This is a genomic window from Pseudoteredinibacter isoporae, from assembly GCF_011602085.1.
Taxonomy (GTDB): Bacteria; Pseudomonadota; Gammaproteobacteria; order Pseudomonadales; family Cellvibrionaceae; genus Pseudoteredinibacter; species Pseudoteredinibacter isoporae.
The window spans coordinates 2020919-2039009 of the sequence record NZ_JAAONY010000001.1; the positions used below are offsets into that span (position 1 = coordinate 2020919).

Below are 18091 nucleotides of genomic sequence, written 5' to 3' on the forward strand. Positions count from 1 at the left end.
GTACTTGTATAGAGGCCAGGGCTGGTAGAGAATGCCTGACCAATTAAACATCACTGGTGCTTGCAGGTGTTGGCCGGGTAAACCTAATTTTGCAAGGGGCTATAGTTAGATCTATGCTTGGTAGGTCTAATCATTCAACATCGATCCCTGATGATGTCATTCTGCTGGGGCTGAATTTAGCTGGTACATTGATGAGTACGGATTCAAAAGATGAGCTGCTAAGCCAATTGCATATCGCCAAACAAAGAGCCGAGGAGTTGGCGCACATGCTGGCGACAATGGGGCATGAGGTCAAAACCCCTTTGGGCATTGCTGTGACGGCGGCGTCCAATCTGGAACTGAAAGCCCGAAGGATGCAGCAAGATTACAAGGCCGGCAAGATGACCCAGCACAGCCTGGAAACATTTCTCGCACTGGTTACTGAATCCGCAGGTATTCTGCAGGCCAATACCCAGCGTGCCAATGCTCTGATGGATAGCTTTAAACGGATGGCCATTGATCAGGCCCAAGAGCGTGTCCGCTCCGTCGAACTGGCGGACTATTTTGAGCAACTCAAAATGAGTTTGTTTCCCGCCTTGAGAGAAGCTCGCTGCGAGTTAAAGATTGTTTGCGATCAAGAGCTGCGACTCTCTACTTGCCCGGGAGCCTTTACACAGCTGCTCAGCAATCTGATCATGAATGCTATTCAGCATGCTAGAGTGCCCGGCAAACCGCTCGCTATTCAACTCAAAACCCAAATACAAAATGCCGATGCAGAAAGCCCACAGGGCGGAGTGCTGATTGAGTTGAGTGACAATGGTGCAGGTATGAGCCCGGAGGTCAGAGCCAAAGCCTTCGACAGTTTTTACACAACCGCCAGTGAGCATGGTGGAAGTGGTTTGGGGCTCAGTATTGTGGCGGAATTATTGAAGCGTCCATTAATGGGTTCAATCGACTGTGAGTCCCAATTGGGTAAAGGCAGCGATTTCAAAATCTTCCTTCCGAATCTGGCTGTGAACGAAAATTAAACAGCGCCATTGTTGAGCTGCTGCACTATTTCCTGCTCTCTTGTAAGCCCCTAAACGAAAGCACTTGCAGCTGCAACATGGCCTGTTATTCTCCCTCTTTTGCTTTTGAGGGAATTACCATGTCAGCTCAGTTTCCAGCCTTTCAGTCCATCGCACTGGTGAAGGAAATTGAATCCCCGGAAAACCCTGGTGGTTTGGAAAAACGCGTCGCTCTGATACCTGAAGATGTTGCCAAGCTGGTGGCAGCGGGTCGCGAGGTTTATGTTGAGCATGGTGCTGGCGAAGGCGTTGGTTTCAGTGATCAGGAGTATCTCGACCAGGGTGCGATTATGCAAAGCGCCGAAGAAATCTATGTGAACAAGGATTTGATCATCAAGTTCAAGGGGCCGTCTCTGGAATCTATCAAAGTGATGCGTCCAGGCACCACTTTGTTTTGCATGGCACATTTTCATTCCTATCCTGATCGCGCTCAGTTATTGGCCGACCAGCGCATCAATGTGATCGCGATGGAAGAAATTCTGGAATCACCTAAGCGTCAGTCCGATGCCTCTATTATCGGCCGCACTGCGATGAACAAGGCGCTCAGCCCTTATATGGCTGATAACAGCATTGGTTCGCTCAATGTGAAGGTTTTGGGGTGGTCTGAGTGTTTGGGGGCTGCGGTTCGACGGGCGGGTAACCGGGATCCGCGTTCTCTGCAGCTGCTCAATGCGGACATTGCTACTGCGGATCTTGAACTCAGTCGCAATAACAGTCTGTATGTTTATGACAGTAGAATTCTGCAGCGCCAGGGTTTGATCGCCAGCCTGCAAAAAGCTGGTGAGGGCGTATTGGACCTGGCGGAATTTGAAGGTGAGCATGGTGAACAAGCAGTTGCGGAGTACCGCAAGAGCCACCCACCTCGTGAGTTTGGGCTGCGTCGCATTCAATGCCTGCACGAAACCGGCATGGCCGGTGCCCGCTATGGCTTGAAGCTGCTGGCTGAGAATAAACCGGAGCTCGACATCAAAGACGCCAAAGTGGCCGTTCTCGGTTATGGCAATGTCGGGCAGGGCGCGATTCACGCGTTGCATGATCAAGGGGTCAAAACCATTCATGTGCTGGGGCGCACCCACACCAGCAAAGGCCGCATTGATTACTGGTTGAACGATATTGATCTGGTTGTGAATGGCGCTGAACAGCCACCGCATTTGCGCGGCATTAATTTTCTGGTGAGCAATTCCCACCTTAAGAATCTGGTGCCCGATGGATCGGTGGTCATTGATCTCGTTGGGGGTAGCCCGACAAATCGCAGCCCAGTGGAGGCGGTGGAGTCCTGTACGTTCCTGACCGACCCGCATTTTGAGCGCGATGGCGTGACCGTATCCTCCCTCTGGGGCTGGCCAATGATGGGCATGATGCGTGAAACCGCTATTCGTTACTCCGGGCAGATTGCCGATGTGCTTCTGGGGACTGAACAGCTTTGTAAAGGCTTGGCTGATCTTGCGCCGGGTGTTGAACGTGCTCTGGTTTGCGGTCCTTTCCCCTCGGCCCCCTCGGAGGTTTGATGGCGTATGGCGGATTCAATCACGGCGCTGGCTAAATCTCTAGGTGATGCTCTGCAAGACAAAGGGCTGTATATCAGCTGTGCGGAATCTTGCACCGGCGGTGGGATTGCCAGCGCTATCACCGATATCGCTGGTAGCTCAGCCTGGTTTGAATATGGATTTGTTACCTATGCTAATGAAGCAAAAACCACATTATTGGGGGTGCCTGAGGGGCTCCTGCAGGCTCATGGCGCGGTCAGTGAGGAAGTGGTCGAAGCTATGGCCGAAGGTGCTTTGCGTAAGGCCGGGGCTGATATCGCTCTAGCCAGTAGCGGCATTGCCGGACCCGGTGGTGGAACCCCGACGAAGCCGGTGGGCACAGTATGGCTGGCTTGGGCCTGGCTGGAAGATGGACAGATTAAGTGCCGCAGCGAATGCTGTCTGTTTGAAGGGGATCGCCAAGCTGTGAGGATTAAAGCGGTTGAGCGAGCCTTGCTGCTGGCGTCTGAATTGCCGCTTTTGGGGTAGTTTCTTTCTTGCAAACCCGTCCAATCACATTATTTTTGAAAAACTACTGTATATAAATCAAGTACTGGTTGCGTATACAGTATTTTTGAATTATGCTTCTTTCCGAATCGTAGCCAATGGCCTCTGGAATCAGGTTCGTCAAACCAGACTGAGTTAAGCCCGATAAGTTAGGCAAAGCCAGACAGAGTGAGTCGATTGAGAAAACGACTCATAGCCTTAAGCGAAGATCGATAAAAAATTCAGAAAGCGGAAGCTAAAGAAAGGTACCTGTACTCGTTGTTCAATGTTGTGCAACGTTGTCCAGGGCGGTCGTACATCCTTAAGCATCGCTTTCAACCACAAGAATACAAAAGGCAAAAAGCCTAAACGACGAGGTGTCCCATGGATCAGAACAAAGAAAAGGCATTACAAGCCGCCCTTGGCCAGATTGAACGTCAGTTCGGTAAAGGCACCGTTATGCGGATGGGCGATAAAGAGCAGGTAAAAATTCCTGCGGTTTCTACCGGCTCCCTTGGTTTGGATGTCGCTTTGGGTATCGGCGGTTTGCCAAAAGGGCGAATCGTAGAAATCTATGGCCCTGAATCTTCTGGTAAGACTACCTTAACGTTGCAGGCTATTGCGGAAGCCCAGAAACAGGGCGGTACTTGCGCCTTTATCGATGCAGAGCATGCATTGGACCCTATCTATGCTGAGAAGCTGGGCGTAAATGTTGATGATTTGATTGTTTCCCAGCCAGACACCGGTGAGCAGGCTTTGGAAGTTGCTGACATGCTGGTTCGCTCTGGTGCGATCGATGTTCTGGTGGTTGACTCCGTTGCAGCCCTGACACCAAAAGCTGAAATTGAAGGTGAGATGGGTGATCATCACGTAGGTTTACAAGCGCGCTTGATGTCTCAAGCACTGCGTAAAATCACCGGTAATATTAAAAATGCCAATTGTCTGGCGATCTTCATTAACCAGATTCGTATGAAGATCGGTGTGATGTTCGGCAACCCGGAAACCACTACCGGTGGTAACGCTTTGAAATTCTACTCTTCTGTTCGTTTGGATATTCGCCGTATTGGCGCGGTGAAAGATGGCGATGAAGTGATTGGTAGTGAAACTCGAGTCAAAGTGGTTAAAAACAAGGTTGCTCCTCCGTTCAAGCAAACTGAATTCCAGATCCTGTACGGTGAAGGTATTAACCGTTTGGGTGAGGTGATCGACTTTGGTGTTAAGTTGGGCTTTATCGACAAGGCCGGTGCCTGGTATAGCTACAACGGCGACAAAATTGGTCAGGGCAAGAACAATGTTGTGAAGTTCCTGAATGAGAACACCGCCTTGGCGGAAGAGATCGAAGGGCGTGTGCGTGCAGAACTCTTGGGTGGTGCCCCCGAGGCTGATGAATCTGCTGAGGGTGCAGAGCAAGCCTGATCCCTCTTTCCTCGCTGGATTGCACATGCTCTAAAGAAAGAACAGTAGGGCATGTGCAACAACTTCTCTATCAGGCTCTATTTTGAGCCTGACTGTTTGACCACTTTATATTCAGTAAGACTTGCTTGGATAAAGCAGCCGTTCCTTAAACAGCAAAAGGGGCAGGACTATGGAAAAAATTGTTTCCCTGGACGACTATCGCGATCAAGCTGTGGTGGATAATGAACCAACAGATCGTGAAGTGCTGGCCAAAATAAAGAATTCTGCACTGGCGGCTATCAGCCGCCGAGAATACTGCCGTGCTGAGCTATTTTCCAAGCTGGCACGTCAGCATGATAAAACCGGCTTGATTGATGAGGTTCTGAATTGGTTGGAAGAGCTTTCCTATCTGGACGATCAACGTTATGCCGCCATGTTTTTGCGAGCTTCTATTTCAAAGCGTCGCGGCCCAACACGTATTCGTATGGAAATGAAGCATAAAGGGTTATCGAATGTGTCTATCGACAGCGCATTACTGGAAAGTGATGTGGACTGGCATGAGTTGGCATTGGAAAGCCTGCAATGCCGTTTTTCCGGGCCTTCGATGGACGTAAAAGAGAAGTCGAAGCGCTATCGATATTTACAGGGCCAAGGGTTTTCAGGGGATCAGATCCACTATGCGTTGGCAGAAGCCAACCGAGCGGTGGGCGAATAATATCCTCAGAAGTAGCCATTCTCTTCGTCATCCATAAAGCTGGCATTGCGCTCCCCCTGAATTTGTTCTCGCAATCTTTCCCTGGCCAGCAGCTTTCTCTGTACGGCTTCTGGTAGGTCGGTAAACAAGATGACATTCTTGGCGACCAGAGTATTCACCAAATCCTCCGTAATCCGTACGAACTCCATATCCGACTCTTCCAAAGTTGCCAAAGACTGACTGGCATCCTTGTAGCTGTCCAGAAATGAGACCAATTGTGGGTGGGTCGGAGATAGATATTCACTAAATTCTGGCCCGGAGTTCATTGAAATGGCGCTTATGTTGCCATTCGAGTCACGTTGAATATAAGGCATAGGATGGGTTTCGTTTTTTGAATCGCAGACTACAATACAGGTTAAATATAGCAATAGTAGTATACAATCCAGCTAGAACAACTTTTCAAGCTCCGAAGTAAGTATGATTTTGTGCCTGAATACTCGGATAATAGAAGACTTGGGTGGCGCTTTAGCTTGGGACAGGCTCAATCGATAAGAGTTAAGCCATAAACTGACCCGCCGATACAGTCGATAGCGGGAAATAAACAGCGTGCTGTTAGGTGTTGTATGAATTGTGCAAATGCAGCTTATACACGTGTTAGCGACAAGCGCGAATAAAGAATTAAGAGGTCTTGATGGAGCAGGCAAGTAGCCAAACAGAAATTCAGGAATTAGGGGAAGGCCCAGCGGAGAGTGCCAGCTTTTGCGACCCATTGTTAGAGTCCCTGCTCATTATCGCCAGAATTGAACACCTGCCGATATCTGAAACATCCCTCACGGCGGGTTTGCCGCTGATTAACGAGCGCCTGACTCCCAAATTATTTATTCGTTCAGCGGAACGTGCAGGCCTGTCGGCTAAAGTAATTGAACGCCCCCTGGATCAAATCAGTGCACTTGTGCTGCCGGCGGTACTCTTGCTGGAAAATAATGATGCCTGCGTGCTGACCAAGCTGGATGCCCAATCCGGAAAAGCTGAAGTTCTTGACCCTCACAGCAACGGCAAAAATGTCGTCGATCTGAGCGTTCTGCAAGAACGGTACAGCGGCTATTCCATTTTCTGTAAGCCCCTGCATCGCTATGATGAGCGTACTCAGGAAATTAAGGTTCGCCAAAAGGGGCATTGGTTCTGGGGAGTATTGGGACGTTCCTGGCGTATCTACCGCGATGTTTTGTTGGCATCACTGTTTATCAACCTGTTCGCGATTGCCAACCCTCTGTTTGTGATGAACGTTTATGACCGGGTGGTGCCAAACGAAGCTGTTGAGACTTTGTGGGTGTTGGCCATCGGTGTTGCGACCGTCTATTTCTTTGACCTGGTACTGAAATTATTACGGGGTTACTTTATTGAGGTCGCGGGTAAGAAGTCGGATGTCCTGTTGTCGGCAATGATTTTCGAACGGGTACTGGGGGCTCGGCTGGAAGACAAACCGATGTCTGTGGGTTCATTTGCCAGCCAATTGAAAGACTTTGAAAGCGTCCGCAGTTTTATTACTTCGTCCACGGTCACGGCCTTTGTGGATTTGCCGTTTACCATTTTATTCCTGCTGGTGATTTTTTACGTTGGTGGGCCCTTGGTTCTGGTTCCTCTGGCTTGTATCCCTATTGTGATCGGTTACGCATTGTTTATTTTGAAACCGTTGCGCCAATCAGTTGAAGAAACCATGCAGTCCTCGGCGCAAAAAAATTCGACGTTGGTAGAAGCGTTGGCCAGTTTGGAGACAGTAAAAGGTCTGGGTGCTGAAGGACGGGTTCAACGTGCTTGGGAAAAATCGGTTGGACACCTGGCCTATTGGGGGCAGAAATCCCGTTTGCTCTCCAACTCGGCGGTTACTGTTGCTGGCACTGTGGTGCAATTGAGTTCGGTGGCTGTGATTGTTGCCGGTGTTTATTTGATTGCGGAAAAAGAACTTACCATGGGCGCGCTGATAGCCTGTGTGATGTTGACCAGTCGAGCCTTGGCGCCCTTGTCTCAATTGTCCAGTTTGCTGGTGAATTTCGAGCAGACCGTCACAGCTTTGGAATCTTTGGAAACTATTGTTGATAAGGCTCAGGAGCGTGATGAAGAAAAAACCTTTATCAAGCGCCCAAGCTTTTCCGGTGAGGTTCGTTTTAATAAAGTGTCTTTCGCTTATCCCGGCGAGGAACATCCGAGTATTGAAACCGTTTCGTTTACGATCAAACCCCGTGAGCGCGTGGCTATTATTGGACGCATGGGTTCAGGTAAAACTACCGTGCAGAAGTTGATGATGGGCTTGTTTCAACCCACCGCAGGCTCGGTGTTGATCGATGGTATCGATATTCAGCAGTTGGATCCGGCGGATTTGCGTCACGGCGTGGGCTATGTTCCCCAGGATGTTTCCCTGTTTTTCGGTTCAGTAAAAGACAATATTGCTTACGGAACCCCCCATGCGACGGATCAGCAAATTGTGCGTGCTGCGGAACATTCCGGGGTGACTGGTTTTGTAAACAAACACCCTATGGGCTTCCAGCGTCCTGTCGGCGAGCGCGGTGCTTTTCTTTCCGGTGGTCAGCGACAAAGTATTGGTGTTGCCCGTGCCTTAATCAAAGACCCCAGCATTTATTTGCTGGATGAGCCCTCTACGGGAATGGATAACAGTACTGAAGCCAAGTTGAAACAGAATTTGATGCAGGTTACTCAGGGAAAGACGGTGATCTTGGTGACTCACAAAACCTCACTGCTGGATTTGGTGGATAGAATTATTGTTTTGGAAAACGGAAAATTAATTGCTGATGGCTCGAAGGAGTCTGTGTTGGATGCATTGAAGAAGGGGCAAATTCGTGTCGAGCAATAATCCATCGAATCCGAAAAATCCGGATCAGCCAACTAAACCGAAGGCCGCTGCACCGGCGAAGCCGGCTGCCGCTAAAGTGAATGTCAACGCGAGTTCTGTAAAAGTAAAAGCGCCAACTGCCCAGGTGCGCCAACAGCTTGATGCGAAAGCTCAGGCTGCTGCGGCTCAGAAGGCCCAGGCTCAGAAAAAGCAGCCTCAAAATGTTAAGGCCCCTCAAAGCCAAGCCCAAAACCCAAAAGCTCAAGCAAACGTTCAGAAGGCAAGCGTTACCCCAAAACCGACATCGGCCTCTCCGGCGGCTGGTGATATAAAAGCGGAGACCAATGCCGACGTTACAGCTGAAATTAAGGCTGAAGTAAAACCAACGGCTCAAGCGGATATGCCGGCTGGCAATCAAAACGTTGAGGAGGCCTCCCAAGCTGCCCCGGTTGCTGGTGAAGCTGCAACCGCCCAAGCAAAGCCCAAGGCCTGGTTTGAAGGCGATAAGGAATTGATTCAGGAAGACCTGGATTATATGTCCTCTGCCGCCGCCGCCGTTTTGCAGCAATCCCCTCGCGGAGGCCAACAATTGTTGTGGGCGATTTGTACGTTTGTGATTGTTGCGATCGTATGGGCTTCTCTCGCCTATGTGGATGAATTCACCCGAGGTGAAGGCAAAGTCATCCCTTCTTCCCAAGTGAAAGTGGTTCAGCACCAGGAGGGCGGTATTGTTGCGGAACTCTTTGTGCGTGAAGGGCAAACGGTTAAAGCGAAAGAGCCGTTATTGCGCCTGGATGATACGCAGTTTTCTTCGTCCCTGCGCGAAGCCGATGTGACATTGGATCAGCTGAAAGCGAAAGCCGCACGCTTAAGCTATGAAGCCGATGGTGCCGATTTTCCAGAGCTTCCTATCGAAGGTGTTGGCGAGACTGTCTGGTCTCAGGAACGAGCTTTGTATCTTTCCCGACAGGAAGAACAGAACAGTAAAGACCAGGTTCTGGCACAACAGGTGACTCAGCGTAGGCAGGAACTCAACGAGCTGAAAGCCCGTCGAGATCAACATCAACGCAGTTATCGTCTATTGGATCAGGAGCTGCAAATCAGTAAGCCGTTGGTAAGCTCCGGAGCGATGTCTCAGGTTGAGTTGCTCAGGTTGGAGCGCCAGGTGAACGATCTGTACGGTGAACTTAAAGGTGCCGAGCTGGCGATTCCCCGAGCCCAATCCAGTTTGCAGGAAGCCCGTGATAAGTTACAGGGTGCCCAGCTGGCCTTTCGCAATGAATCACGCAAGGAACTGGCAGATGTCCGTCTGGAATTGCAACGCCTTTCGGAAAGCAGTGGAGCACTGGAAGATCGAGTTGACCGTACCCTGGTGATTTCACCGGTTGCGGGGACCATCAAGCAGGTCATGGTGAACACCATTGGTGGTGTTATCCAGCCGGGCATGGATCTGATTCAGATTGTTCCAACGGAGGACAGTTTGTTGGTTGAAGCCAAAATCAGGCCCACTGATATCGCTTTCCTGCATCCTGGCCAGGAAGCGATTGTGAAATTTACGGCTTACGATTTCTCCATTCACGGCGGTCTGAAAGGCAAAGTGACTCATATCAGCCCGGATACCATCGTTGATGAAGAAGGCGAGAGTTTTTACACCGTACGGGTTGAGACTGAAAAAGCCTTTTTGGGTAGCGAACAGGAACCATTGCCGATTATTCCGGGCATGACCGTAAGCGTGGATATCCTGACCGGTGAAAAAACTGTGCTGGATTATATTCTGAAACCAATCCTCAAAACCAAGCAGTTAGCCTTACGAGAGCGATAAGTTAACTGCTGCCTGCCTAAAACCCTCTATGTCCCTGTTTCAAACGGGGATAATTTCCTGTCTGAATAGATAAAAATGCCTAGCATATACACATTTTTTGTATTCTTTAGGAATATAATCAGTGCTTCTATATTCCTTAAGGTTATCGTTTGACGAGACGCTAAAGATTGCTATTGCAGAAATGGCCTGTTTTTTGGTCATTTTTAATATGGCTGGGCGATTCAGTATGTGACGAAGTTGGTCAGTAATTACCAAAAATTATGGAAAACTTAGTTTAAATGCATTACTTTGGCGCTTAAATCATTATTATTTTACTCATTATTAATGCGCGCTGAATCCGTAATTGAAGGTAATGTAAACGAGGACGCCAATCCCGGAGCATACGACCCTGTCGCCTGAGTTGTCTTTACGACTATTTGTTGGGGTTTTTTATGACGTACTTAACACTTATAATTGCGGAGTTTGTGAGAAACCTCACAATTCCTACTAAAAAGGCATTAGTTGAAGTGGCATGGGGGCCGGGTAAAAGAGTTATGAAAATAAGAACAATCGCTTTGCTAGCGGGTATTGTTGGGACGGCTACTGCTCAGGCAGAACATTTTAATCAGGCGGTTCAAGCCGCATTGGATAGCCACCCCGAGATCAGTGCTGCAAAAAATCAGCTGCTGTCCCGCGAGCAGGAAATCAAAGGAGCCAGATCTGGCTACCTCCCTTCTATTGATATCGCTTTGGGCATCGGTCGTGAGAACACCCAATCGCCCACAACCGGCCAAAATGAAGTTAACCTGACCCGTGAAGAGGCCTCTATATCCGCAAGGCAGCTGATCTTTGACGGCTTCGCCACCCGTTCCGAGGTTCGTCGTCAGGAAGCTAGAGCCGCCAGTGCGAGCCACTCAATAAGCACCTCTCAGGAATTGATAGCGCTTCGTACCAGTGAAGTTTATTTGGCTCTGATGGCTCAGGTCGACCTGTTGAAGCTTGCTGAAGCCTCACTAGAAGAACATAAAAGCATCTATGACCAAATGGTGCTGCGTAATCAATCCGGCGTGGGTAGCCGAGCCGATCTGGACCAGATTGCCGCTCGTTTGGCTTTGGCCAACAGTAATGTTGTCGTTGCCGATGCCAATTTGAAAGATTCGGTAACCAACTATTATCGCGTTGTTGGTTCCATGCCAAATATGTCTGCTTTGGGTATGCCCAATGCTGCTGAAAGTCTGCCAGCATCTCTGGACGAAGCTACTGAGCTGGCTCTGGCCAATCATCCAACGCTGAAAACGGCGAATGCCGATATCGACGCAACGCTCGCCCAACACGAAGCTGCCAAGAGTTCTTACTATCCGGATATCCGTCTGGAAGCCGATCAGAACTGGAACGAAGACATTGGCGGTGTGGTTGGTGAAGATGAGCGCTCGGTGATTGCCATTCGTGCCCGCTACAACCTCTATCGTGGTGGTGCTGATAAAGCACGCCGCAAACAAACCAGCTACTTAATAGAAGAAGCTAAAGACGTTCGCAATAACACCCGCCGCCAGGTGGTTGAGGGTTTGCGTTTGTCCTGGACTGCTTTTGAATCGGTGAATGCCCAGTTGCAGTATTTGCAGCAACATGTGAATTCCGCCGAAGCGACCAAAAAGGCTTATATCGAGCAATTTAATATCGGTCGCCGCACCTTATTGGATTTATTGAATACCGAAAACGAAGTAGTGGATGCCAAGCGCAACCTGATTCAGGCCGCTTACAACAAAAAGTTGGCTGAACTGCGAGTGTATAACTCAATGGGTGTGCTATTGCCCAAGTTGGGTTTAGCTCAGTAAGCGTTGCGTAGTTTTGCGAAAGTATGTGCCGGAATAGGCTCTGCTTGGCATTGAGTTAGCCCGGAAAGGTTCTGTCTTTGCCGGGCCTTGTTGGTTTAATCCCCACATATTTCGCATAGCTTTGTTCTTAGTTGTAGACAGGTCAATTGTTACCTGGACAGTAGTTAACTGATAAACGGCCTATAGAAATTGCTGGATCTGCCGAATGGCAACTATGGGTAATTAGCTTTAATGCGTGTTCATTGCCAAAGGATGTTAACAAGTCCTCCTGTCTATCAGCCGGGAAGGGTTTTGTTTATCAAACGGCATGCTAAGAAACTAAATTTGAAGGGGCTGGAAGCCCATTTCGATACTTTGACCATATAAGTGGAAAAGATTATGGCGGATAACGTTGTTGTAAATGACAATTCAAATACCAATCAGACCAGTACGGATGTGGCGACAAGTGATGTTGCCGCGGCTGATCGAGGTACCGTTGTTGCAATAAAAGGAATTGTTCTTGACGGAGGTAGTGCCGTTGAAATGGGCCAGAAAGTTGGCCTTGGCGATAATCTGGTGACCGAAGCCGGGGCAGCGATTGTTATCAAGTTCCCTGGTGGCGGTTTGTTGGTATTGGGCCACAATCAAAGTATCGATATTGATCAGCGTTTGATGGATCTGATTCGGAAAAATGACGTTAAAGATTCCGTTGAAGAAGGCATCGATTTTGATCGACTACAGCAAGGCCTTGAAGAAGGTTTAAGCCTTGATGAATTACTGCCGGCCGCAGCAGCGGGTACGGCCCCAACCGGTGGTGGCGGCGATAGTGCGGTTGCCACAGGTGTTCGTTTTGTCATGACCGGTGACGAAACCATCCCGTTGGCGGGTTTTGAAACCACGCCGCCAAGTTCTTCTTTTGTTGATAATAACGATCAATCTGATCCTATTGATTCCGCTCCTGAAGCAAGTGATGACACCGAAGAGGTCACTGCTTTGGGTGTGGCCACCGGTAACGTTGTAACCGGTATTGATATCGCCAACGGCGATGACAATGATTTTGATGGCAATGCGGACGATTCCGGCATCAATGGTTTTGGTGATGCGGTTGTTGTTGGTGTTTCTTTGGGTGATACCCAAGCGGCATTAATTGACAGCGACACCGTGGGTGTTGAGTTGGTTTCTGACAAAGGTGTGCTAATCGTCAATGGGGACGGTAGTTACACCTACACACCAAACCGCGATGCCAGCGGTATCGACTCTTTCACTTACACCATTATCGATTCTGACGACGATACCTCCACGGCGACCTTGACGATCAATATTGACGGTATTCCTCGTCTGGACGTAACAGATCCAGGTACCGATGCTCAAGGCGGTTTGGTCAATACCGTGAACGAAGCTGGTTTGCCAGAAGGTACAGGCGAACTGTCCGATGGTAATGGCGCAAACAACAGCGATAATTCTGAAACCACCACTGGCAGCTTTAGTTTTCTGGCCGGTGATGGCGAGGCGACCATCAGTATTGGTGGTGTAGTGGTTCTGAACAATGGCCAATTAGAAGGCACTGTTGTTCAGGGTACTTTCGGTACATTGACCATTACCTCTGTAAGCGGCAATCAAATTAATTACAGCTACACTTTGGATCGCGCAGCGGATCACAGTAATGGTCCGGTGAACGAAGTGTTGCCCGTTGTGGTTTCCGATGCGGATGGCAATTCTGCAGATGATGCGACAGGCAATCTGCAGATTAATATTCTGGACGACGCGCCGATCGCGGCCGATCAAATTGATTCTATCGATACCAGTTTGGTGGCAACGGGTAATGTGATTACCGGCGTTGATATCCCTTCTGGTGACAGCAACACAACCGATGGGCAGGCCGATATTGCAGGCGCCGATGGCTTTGATTCGGCCGGCGTTGTGGGCGTTATTGCTGGCGATTCTGGTGCGGCTTCGACCGGTGGTGTTGGCACGGCAGTAAGTTCTGACAAGGGCACCATCGTTATTAATGCTGATGGTAGCTATACCTACACAGCCAACCCGGGTGTGTTTGGTGAAGATGTCTTTACTTACACGGTAAGTGACAGTGATGGCAGCACTTCCGTAGCGACGATCACAATCAATGTTGATGCCGCGAACGTATTATCGGATGACGATGAGTCAGCCAGTACTTTGTCAGGTCAAAGTGCCAGTGGTAATGTTTTAGCGAATACCGATAACCCTGATGGCCCGGAGCCAGCGACGGTTGTTTCCTTTACCGTTGGTGGTGATACTTTCCAGCCTGGCGAAACCGCGAATATTATTGGTGTGGGTTCAATTACTATCAGCGAAAATGGTAGTTATACCTTTACGGCAAGTGCCACATTTTCCGGCACGGTTCCGCCCATCAATTACACCGTAACCGACGGCCCGAACACCGACGATTCGGTGTTAACTTTCACCGTTATTGATCCGAACACACCGCCGATTGCCAGTAACGATGTTGTTGGCGGGAACACAACTAATTCCCCAGTCGTGATTGATGTACTGGCGAATGACAATGACCCGGATGGCTCACTCGTTCCCAGCAGTGTTCAAATTGTTGGAACCCCAGGTGCAGGCACCAGTTTGACAGTTGGTGGGCAAGGTGTGTGGTCCGTAAACAGTGCTACCGGTGAAATTACTTTCACACCAGAGGCTGGTTTTACTGGCGATCCTTCACCAATCAGTTATACCGTTGCTGATAATGATGGCGCGATTTCAAATCAGGCAACCGTAACCATTTCTTTTACGGCGCAACCTCCAACCGCCGTTATCGATAGCAGCACCGGTAATACAACGACTCAACCGGTTACCGTCGATGTGCTGGCGAACGACAGCGATCCTGATGGCAGTTTGAATCCTGCGTCGGTGCAAATTACCGGTACGGCAAACCCAGGTGAATCTTTGGTGGTCGCGGGTGAGGGTACCTGGAGTGTGAACACCACTACCGGTGAGATTACCTTCACTCCGGAAGCGGGTTTTACAACCAACCCTGCACCGATTACCTACACCGTTGAAGATAATGATGGTAATGAATCCAATGCGGCGGCGGTAAGCGTAAGCTATGTCGCGCAACCACCTGTTGCGGTCGATGATGTGGGTAGTGCAACGGCATTGAACACAGCATCGACCATCAACGTTGCTGGTAACGATACCGATGACGGTACCCTGGATCTGAATTCCATTTTGATTGAAACTCCAGGTGGTCAGGTTACAAGTTTAACGGTTGCCAATGAAGGTGTTTGGACGGTTGGCCCGAACCCTGGTCAAATTACTTTTACTCCTGATGCAGGTTTCATCAGCAACCCAACACCGATTCAATACTCCATTGCCGACAACGAAGGTTTGCGCTCCAATTCTGCAACGGTTTCCGCTATTTATGAAACCGCGCCAACCGTATCGGTTAACGATGTAACAGTGAATGAACAGGCCGGTACGCTCGAATTTACTGTGACGCTTTCCAGCTCCACGCTGCAAGATGTGACCTTTGATTTTGCGACCAGCAACGGCACGGCAATTGCCGGCGCTGATTACACAGCGACGACCGGAAGCGGAACGGTTACCGCAGGTAGTTTAACGACGACCATTTCAATTCCGATTACCGATGATTTCCTGGCGGAAGGCAGCGAAAACTTTAATATCGATCTCAGTAATCTGAGTGCGAACACAGCAACTAACGGCCATGATCTAAGCGGTGTTGGTACAATTACCGATGAGCCTACACAAGGCCCGGAAGATACAGTGACTGTTTCTTTAAGCGGTCCGGCAAACGTTGTTGAGAGTGCTACGACTACCAACTACACCGTAACCTTGAGTGAAACTGTTCCGGTAGGCAGCACAGCGACAGTTAATTTGTCGTACACCTACACAACGGCATCCGGTGACGATATTACCGAAGTAGCGAGTGTCACGGTTTCTGGTGGAGCCAACACCGCGGTATTCACCATTGATACTATTGATGATGCGTTTGCAGAAGGTGCGGAAGATTTTAATGTCTCGATTGCAAGTGCGAGCAGCCCGGCTTTTGAAGCGCTTGCTCCTCACGGCACCAACAATAATGTGACCACTACGATTACCGATCAGACCGGTCCGGATAATCCTCCGGGTGACGAAGATAGAATTTTTGCGCGGCTAACTCAAGATGTCACAAGCATTGCTGAGAACGGTGGCCAGGTAACGTATACGGTTACTCTGGTGGATGAAAATGACAATCCGATTACGGTTCCTGCAGGGCAAACGGTCACAGTTGGTTTGGCGTACACCGGCACGGCGTCGGGCACCGATTACTCAGGTGAGCAGGCGTCTGTCACCATTAGTGGTGGCAGCAACAATGCGTCCTTTGTTGTCACGGGCGTTGACGATGCTGTGGGTGAGGGTAATGAAACCATCATTGTTGATATTGACTCCATTACCGACAGCGGTGCCTTCGAAGACGTTGCTGAGCATGCTGATAATCAGGTAACGACGACGATCATCGATGACGATGGTGCACCCTCATTAAGCATTGACGATGTGACCGTCGATGAATCTGCAGGTACCGCCACTTTCACAGTGACATTGAGTCCAGTCGCGGCCGGCCCTGTTACTGTGGATTACGCAACCAGTAATGGTACTGCAACAGCAGGTGCAGACTATACGTCTACCAGCGGCACATTGACGTTCGCGGCCGGTGTAGGAACTCAGACGATCACTGTTCCAATCACTGACGATGTTCTGGATGAAAATTCCGAAAACTTCAATGTCGTTTTGACTAACCCTAACGGTGCAAGCATCAGTGATGATACCGGTGTCGGTACCATCCTGGACGAAGTCACGCCTGGTCCTGATGACACGGTTACCGTTTCACTCGCAGGCCCGGCGAATGTTGTTGAAGGTGAAACCACCACCGATTACACCGTAACCTTGAGTGAATCCGTTCCAGCGGGTAACAGTGTCACTGTGAATTTGACGTACACCTACAACGACGCTGATGGCAATGACATCACTGAAGTTGCAAGCGTTGTCGTCACTGGTGGAAACAGTACGGCCACTTTTGATCTTCAGACTATCGATGATGCTTTCGCAGAAGGCGCGGAAGATTTTGATGTCTCTATCGGGACTATTGTTGATACCGACAGCTCCTTCGAAGCAATTGCTGCGCATGCAACAAACAACACCGTTAACACAACCATTACGGATCAAACCGGTTCCGATAATCCTCCGGGTGACGAAGATAGAATTTTTGCGCGTTTGACTCAAAGTACCGACACCATAGCTGAAAATGGTGGTCAGGTGACTTACACCGTCACTCTGGTTGATCAAAACGGTATTCCAGTGACTGTGCCAGCAGGTGAGACCGTCACAGTTGGTTTAGCGTACACCGGTACAGCTTCCGGGACCGACTACTCGGGCGAGCAAGCTTCTGTCACCATTAGTGGCGGCAGCAATAATGCGTCCTTTGTTGTGACTGGTGTTGACGATGCGGTGGGTGAGGGCAATGAAACCATCATTGTTGATATCGATTCCATCACTGACACTGGTGCGTTCGAGGATGTAGCTGAGCACGCTGATAATCAAGTGACGACCACCATCACCGATGACGATGGCACGCCGTCTTTGAGCATCAATGATGTGACCGTCAATGAAGGTGACGGTACTGCGACTTTTACTGTGACGCTAAATCCAGTTGCCGCAGGTCCAGTCACCGTAGACTATGCAACCAATAATGGCACCGCGACCGCGGGTGAGGATTACACCTCCAGCACTGGTACGCTGACATTTGCGGCTGGCGTTGCTACGCAGACCATTACTGTACCCATTTCCGATGATGCTCTGGATGAAAACTCCGAGAACTTCAATGTTGTGTTGAGCAACGCTAATGGTGCAAGCATCAGCGACGATACCGGTGTCGGTACAATTTTGGATGAAACTACAGCTGATACCGTATTGGTTTCCCTTTCAGGTCCAACGGACGTTGTTGAAGGTGCCACCACAACGGATTACACCGTAACGTTGAGTGAGACGGTTCCTGCTGGTAGCAGTGTTACTGTGAACTTGGCTTACACCTACACGACGGCTTCCGGTTCGGATATCACCGAAGTGGCAAGCGTTGTTGTGACCGGTGGGAATAGCACTGCCACATTTAACATTGTCACTCTGGATGACTTCCTCGCGGAAGGCGCAGAGCAGTTTAACGTGTCCATTAGCACCGTTGTGGATACTGACAGCTCCTTCGAAGCGATTGCAGTTGATACCGCGAACGATGACGTCACCACAACGATTACGGATCAAACCGGTTCCGATAACCCTCCTGGAACCGAAGATACGGTCTATGCCGTTATCGAAAGCAATGGTGCGGTGACCGAAGGCACTGACTCCATCTTCACCGTGTCTCTGATTGATGAGAACGGCAACGCCGTTTCAGTCACTCAGGATATGGAGGTGAACGTCGTCTTCGCCAACGGCACAGCCGAGAACGGTG

10 protein-coding genes are annotated in these 18091 nt (G+C 49.7%); 9 read left to right on the forward strand and 1 reads right to left on the reverse strand.

Translation table 11 applies throughout. From position 1 onward, the window contains the following. Nucleotides 1–191 precede the first annotated feature (191 nt). The 5 genes from G8768_RS08745 (at nt 192) to G8768_RS08765 (ending at nt 5168) form a co-directional block, all read left to right on the forward strand. The gene (locus tag G8768_RS08745) at nt 192–1007 is read left to right on the forward strand and encodes a sensor histidine kinase (RefSeq protein ID WP_166848376.1); all 816 of its coding nucleotides are present in this window, start codon (nt 192–194) and stop codon (nt 1005–1007) included. A 119-nt stretch (nt 1008–1126) separates the two neighbouring features. Next, nucleotides 1127–2554, forward strand: a complete 1428-nt coding sequence (locus G8768_RS08750) for an alanine dehydrogenase (RefSeq protein WP_166848373.1) — start codon at nt 1127–1129, stop codon at nt 2552–2554. A 6-nt stretch (nt 2555–2560) separates the two neighbouring features. Next, the gene (locus tag G8768_RS08755) at nt 2561–3061 is read left to right on the forward strand and encodes a CinA family protein (protein ID WP_166848370.1); all 501 of its coding nucleotides are present in this window, start codon (nt 2561–2563) and stop codon (nt 3059–3061) included. A gap of 381 nt (nt 3062–3442) precedes the next feature. Continuing rightward, on the forward strand, nt 3443–4474 hold the full coding sequence (gene recA / locus G8768_RS08760; protein WP_166848367.1) for a recombinase RecA: 1032 nt from the start codon (nt 3443–3445) through the stop codon (nt 4472–4474). Nucleotides 4475–4643: 169 nt separating this feature from the next. Continuing rightward, nucleotides 4644–5168, forward strand: coding sequence for a regulatory protein RecX (locus G8768_RS08765; RefSeq protein WP_166848364.1), 525 nt, complete (start codon nt 4644–4646; stop codon nt 5166–5168). Between the two features lie 5 nt (nt 5169–5173). On the opposite strand, the gene G8768_RS08770 is transcribed toward G8768_RS08765, so the two are convergent. Then, nucleotides 5174–5521: a hypothetical protein gene (locus G8768_RS08770; RefSeq protein WP_166848361.1), complete on the reverse strand. Its 348-nt coding sequence runs from the start codon at nt 5519–5521 to the stop codon at nt 5174–5176. A gap of 317 nt (nt 5522–5838) precedes the next feature. Here G8768_RS08770 and G8768_RS08775 point away from each other — a divergent pair, with 317 nt between their 5' ends. The 4 genes from G8768_RS08775 to G8768_RS08790 form a co-directional block, all read left to right on the forward strand. Further along, complete coding sequence (locus tag G8768_RS08775; protein WP_166848358.1) at nt 5839–8016, forward strand: type I secretion system permease/ATPase; 2178 nt, start codon at nt 5839–5841, stop codon at nt 8014–8016. Then, nucleotides 8003–9817, forward strand: coding sequence for an HlyD family type I secretion periplasmic adaptor subunit (locus G8768_RS08780; protein WP_341800988.1), 1815 nt, complete (start codon nt 8003–8005; stop codon nt 9815–9817). Before G8768_RS08775 ends, G8768_RS08780 begins: the two co-directional genes overlap by 14 nt. 533 nt (nt 9818–10350) lie before the next feature. Further along, nucleotides 10351–11631 carry a TolC family outer membrane protein gene (locus G8768_RS08785; protein ID WP_166848355.1) on the forward strand — a complete coding sequence of 427 codons (1281 nt, stop codon included), beginning with the start codon at nt 10351–10353 and terminating at the stop codon, nt 11629–11631. A gap of 378 nt (nt 11632–12009) precedes the next feature. Further along, a partial coding sequence (locus G8768_RS08790; RefSeq protein WP_167202745.1) for a Calx-beta domain-containing protein occupies nt 12010–18091 on the forward strand: 6082 nt, incomplete at its 3' end.

Coding starts and splice junctions, on each gene's coding strand:
- G8768_RS08745 (WP_166848376.1), top strand. CDS start 192: ATGAGTACGGATTCAAAAGATGAGCTGCTAAGCCAATTGCATATCGCC.
- G8768_RS08765 (WP_166848364.1), top strand. CDS start 4,644: ATGGAAAAAATTGTTTCCCTGGACGACTATCGCGATCAAGCTGTGGTG.
- G8768_RS08775 (WP_166848358.1), top strand. CDS start 5,839: ATGGAGCAGGCAAGTAGCCAAACAGAAATTCAGGAATTAGGGGAAGGC.
- recA (WP_166848367.1), top strand. CDS start 3,443: ATGGATCAGAACAAAGAAAAGGCATTACAAGCCGCCCTTGGCCAGATT.
- G8768_RS08755 (WP_166848370.1), top strand. CDS start 2,561: ATGGCGGATTCAATCACGGCGCTGGCTAAATCTCTAGGTGATGCTCTG.
- G8768_RS08750 (WP_166848373.1), top strand. CDS start 1,127: ATGTCAGCTCAGTTTCCAGCCTTTCAGTCCATCGCACTGGTGAAGGAA.
- G8768_RS08770 (WP_166848361.1), bottom strand. CDS start 5,521: ATGCCTTATATTCAACGTGACTCGAATGGCAACATAAGCGCCATTTCA.
- G8768_RS08785 (WP_166848355.1), top strand. CDS start 10,351: ATGAAAATAAGAACAATCGCTTTGCTAGCGGGTATTGTTGGGACGGCT.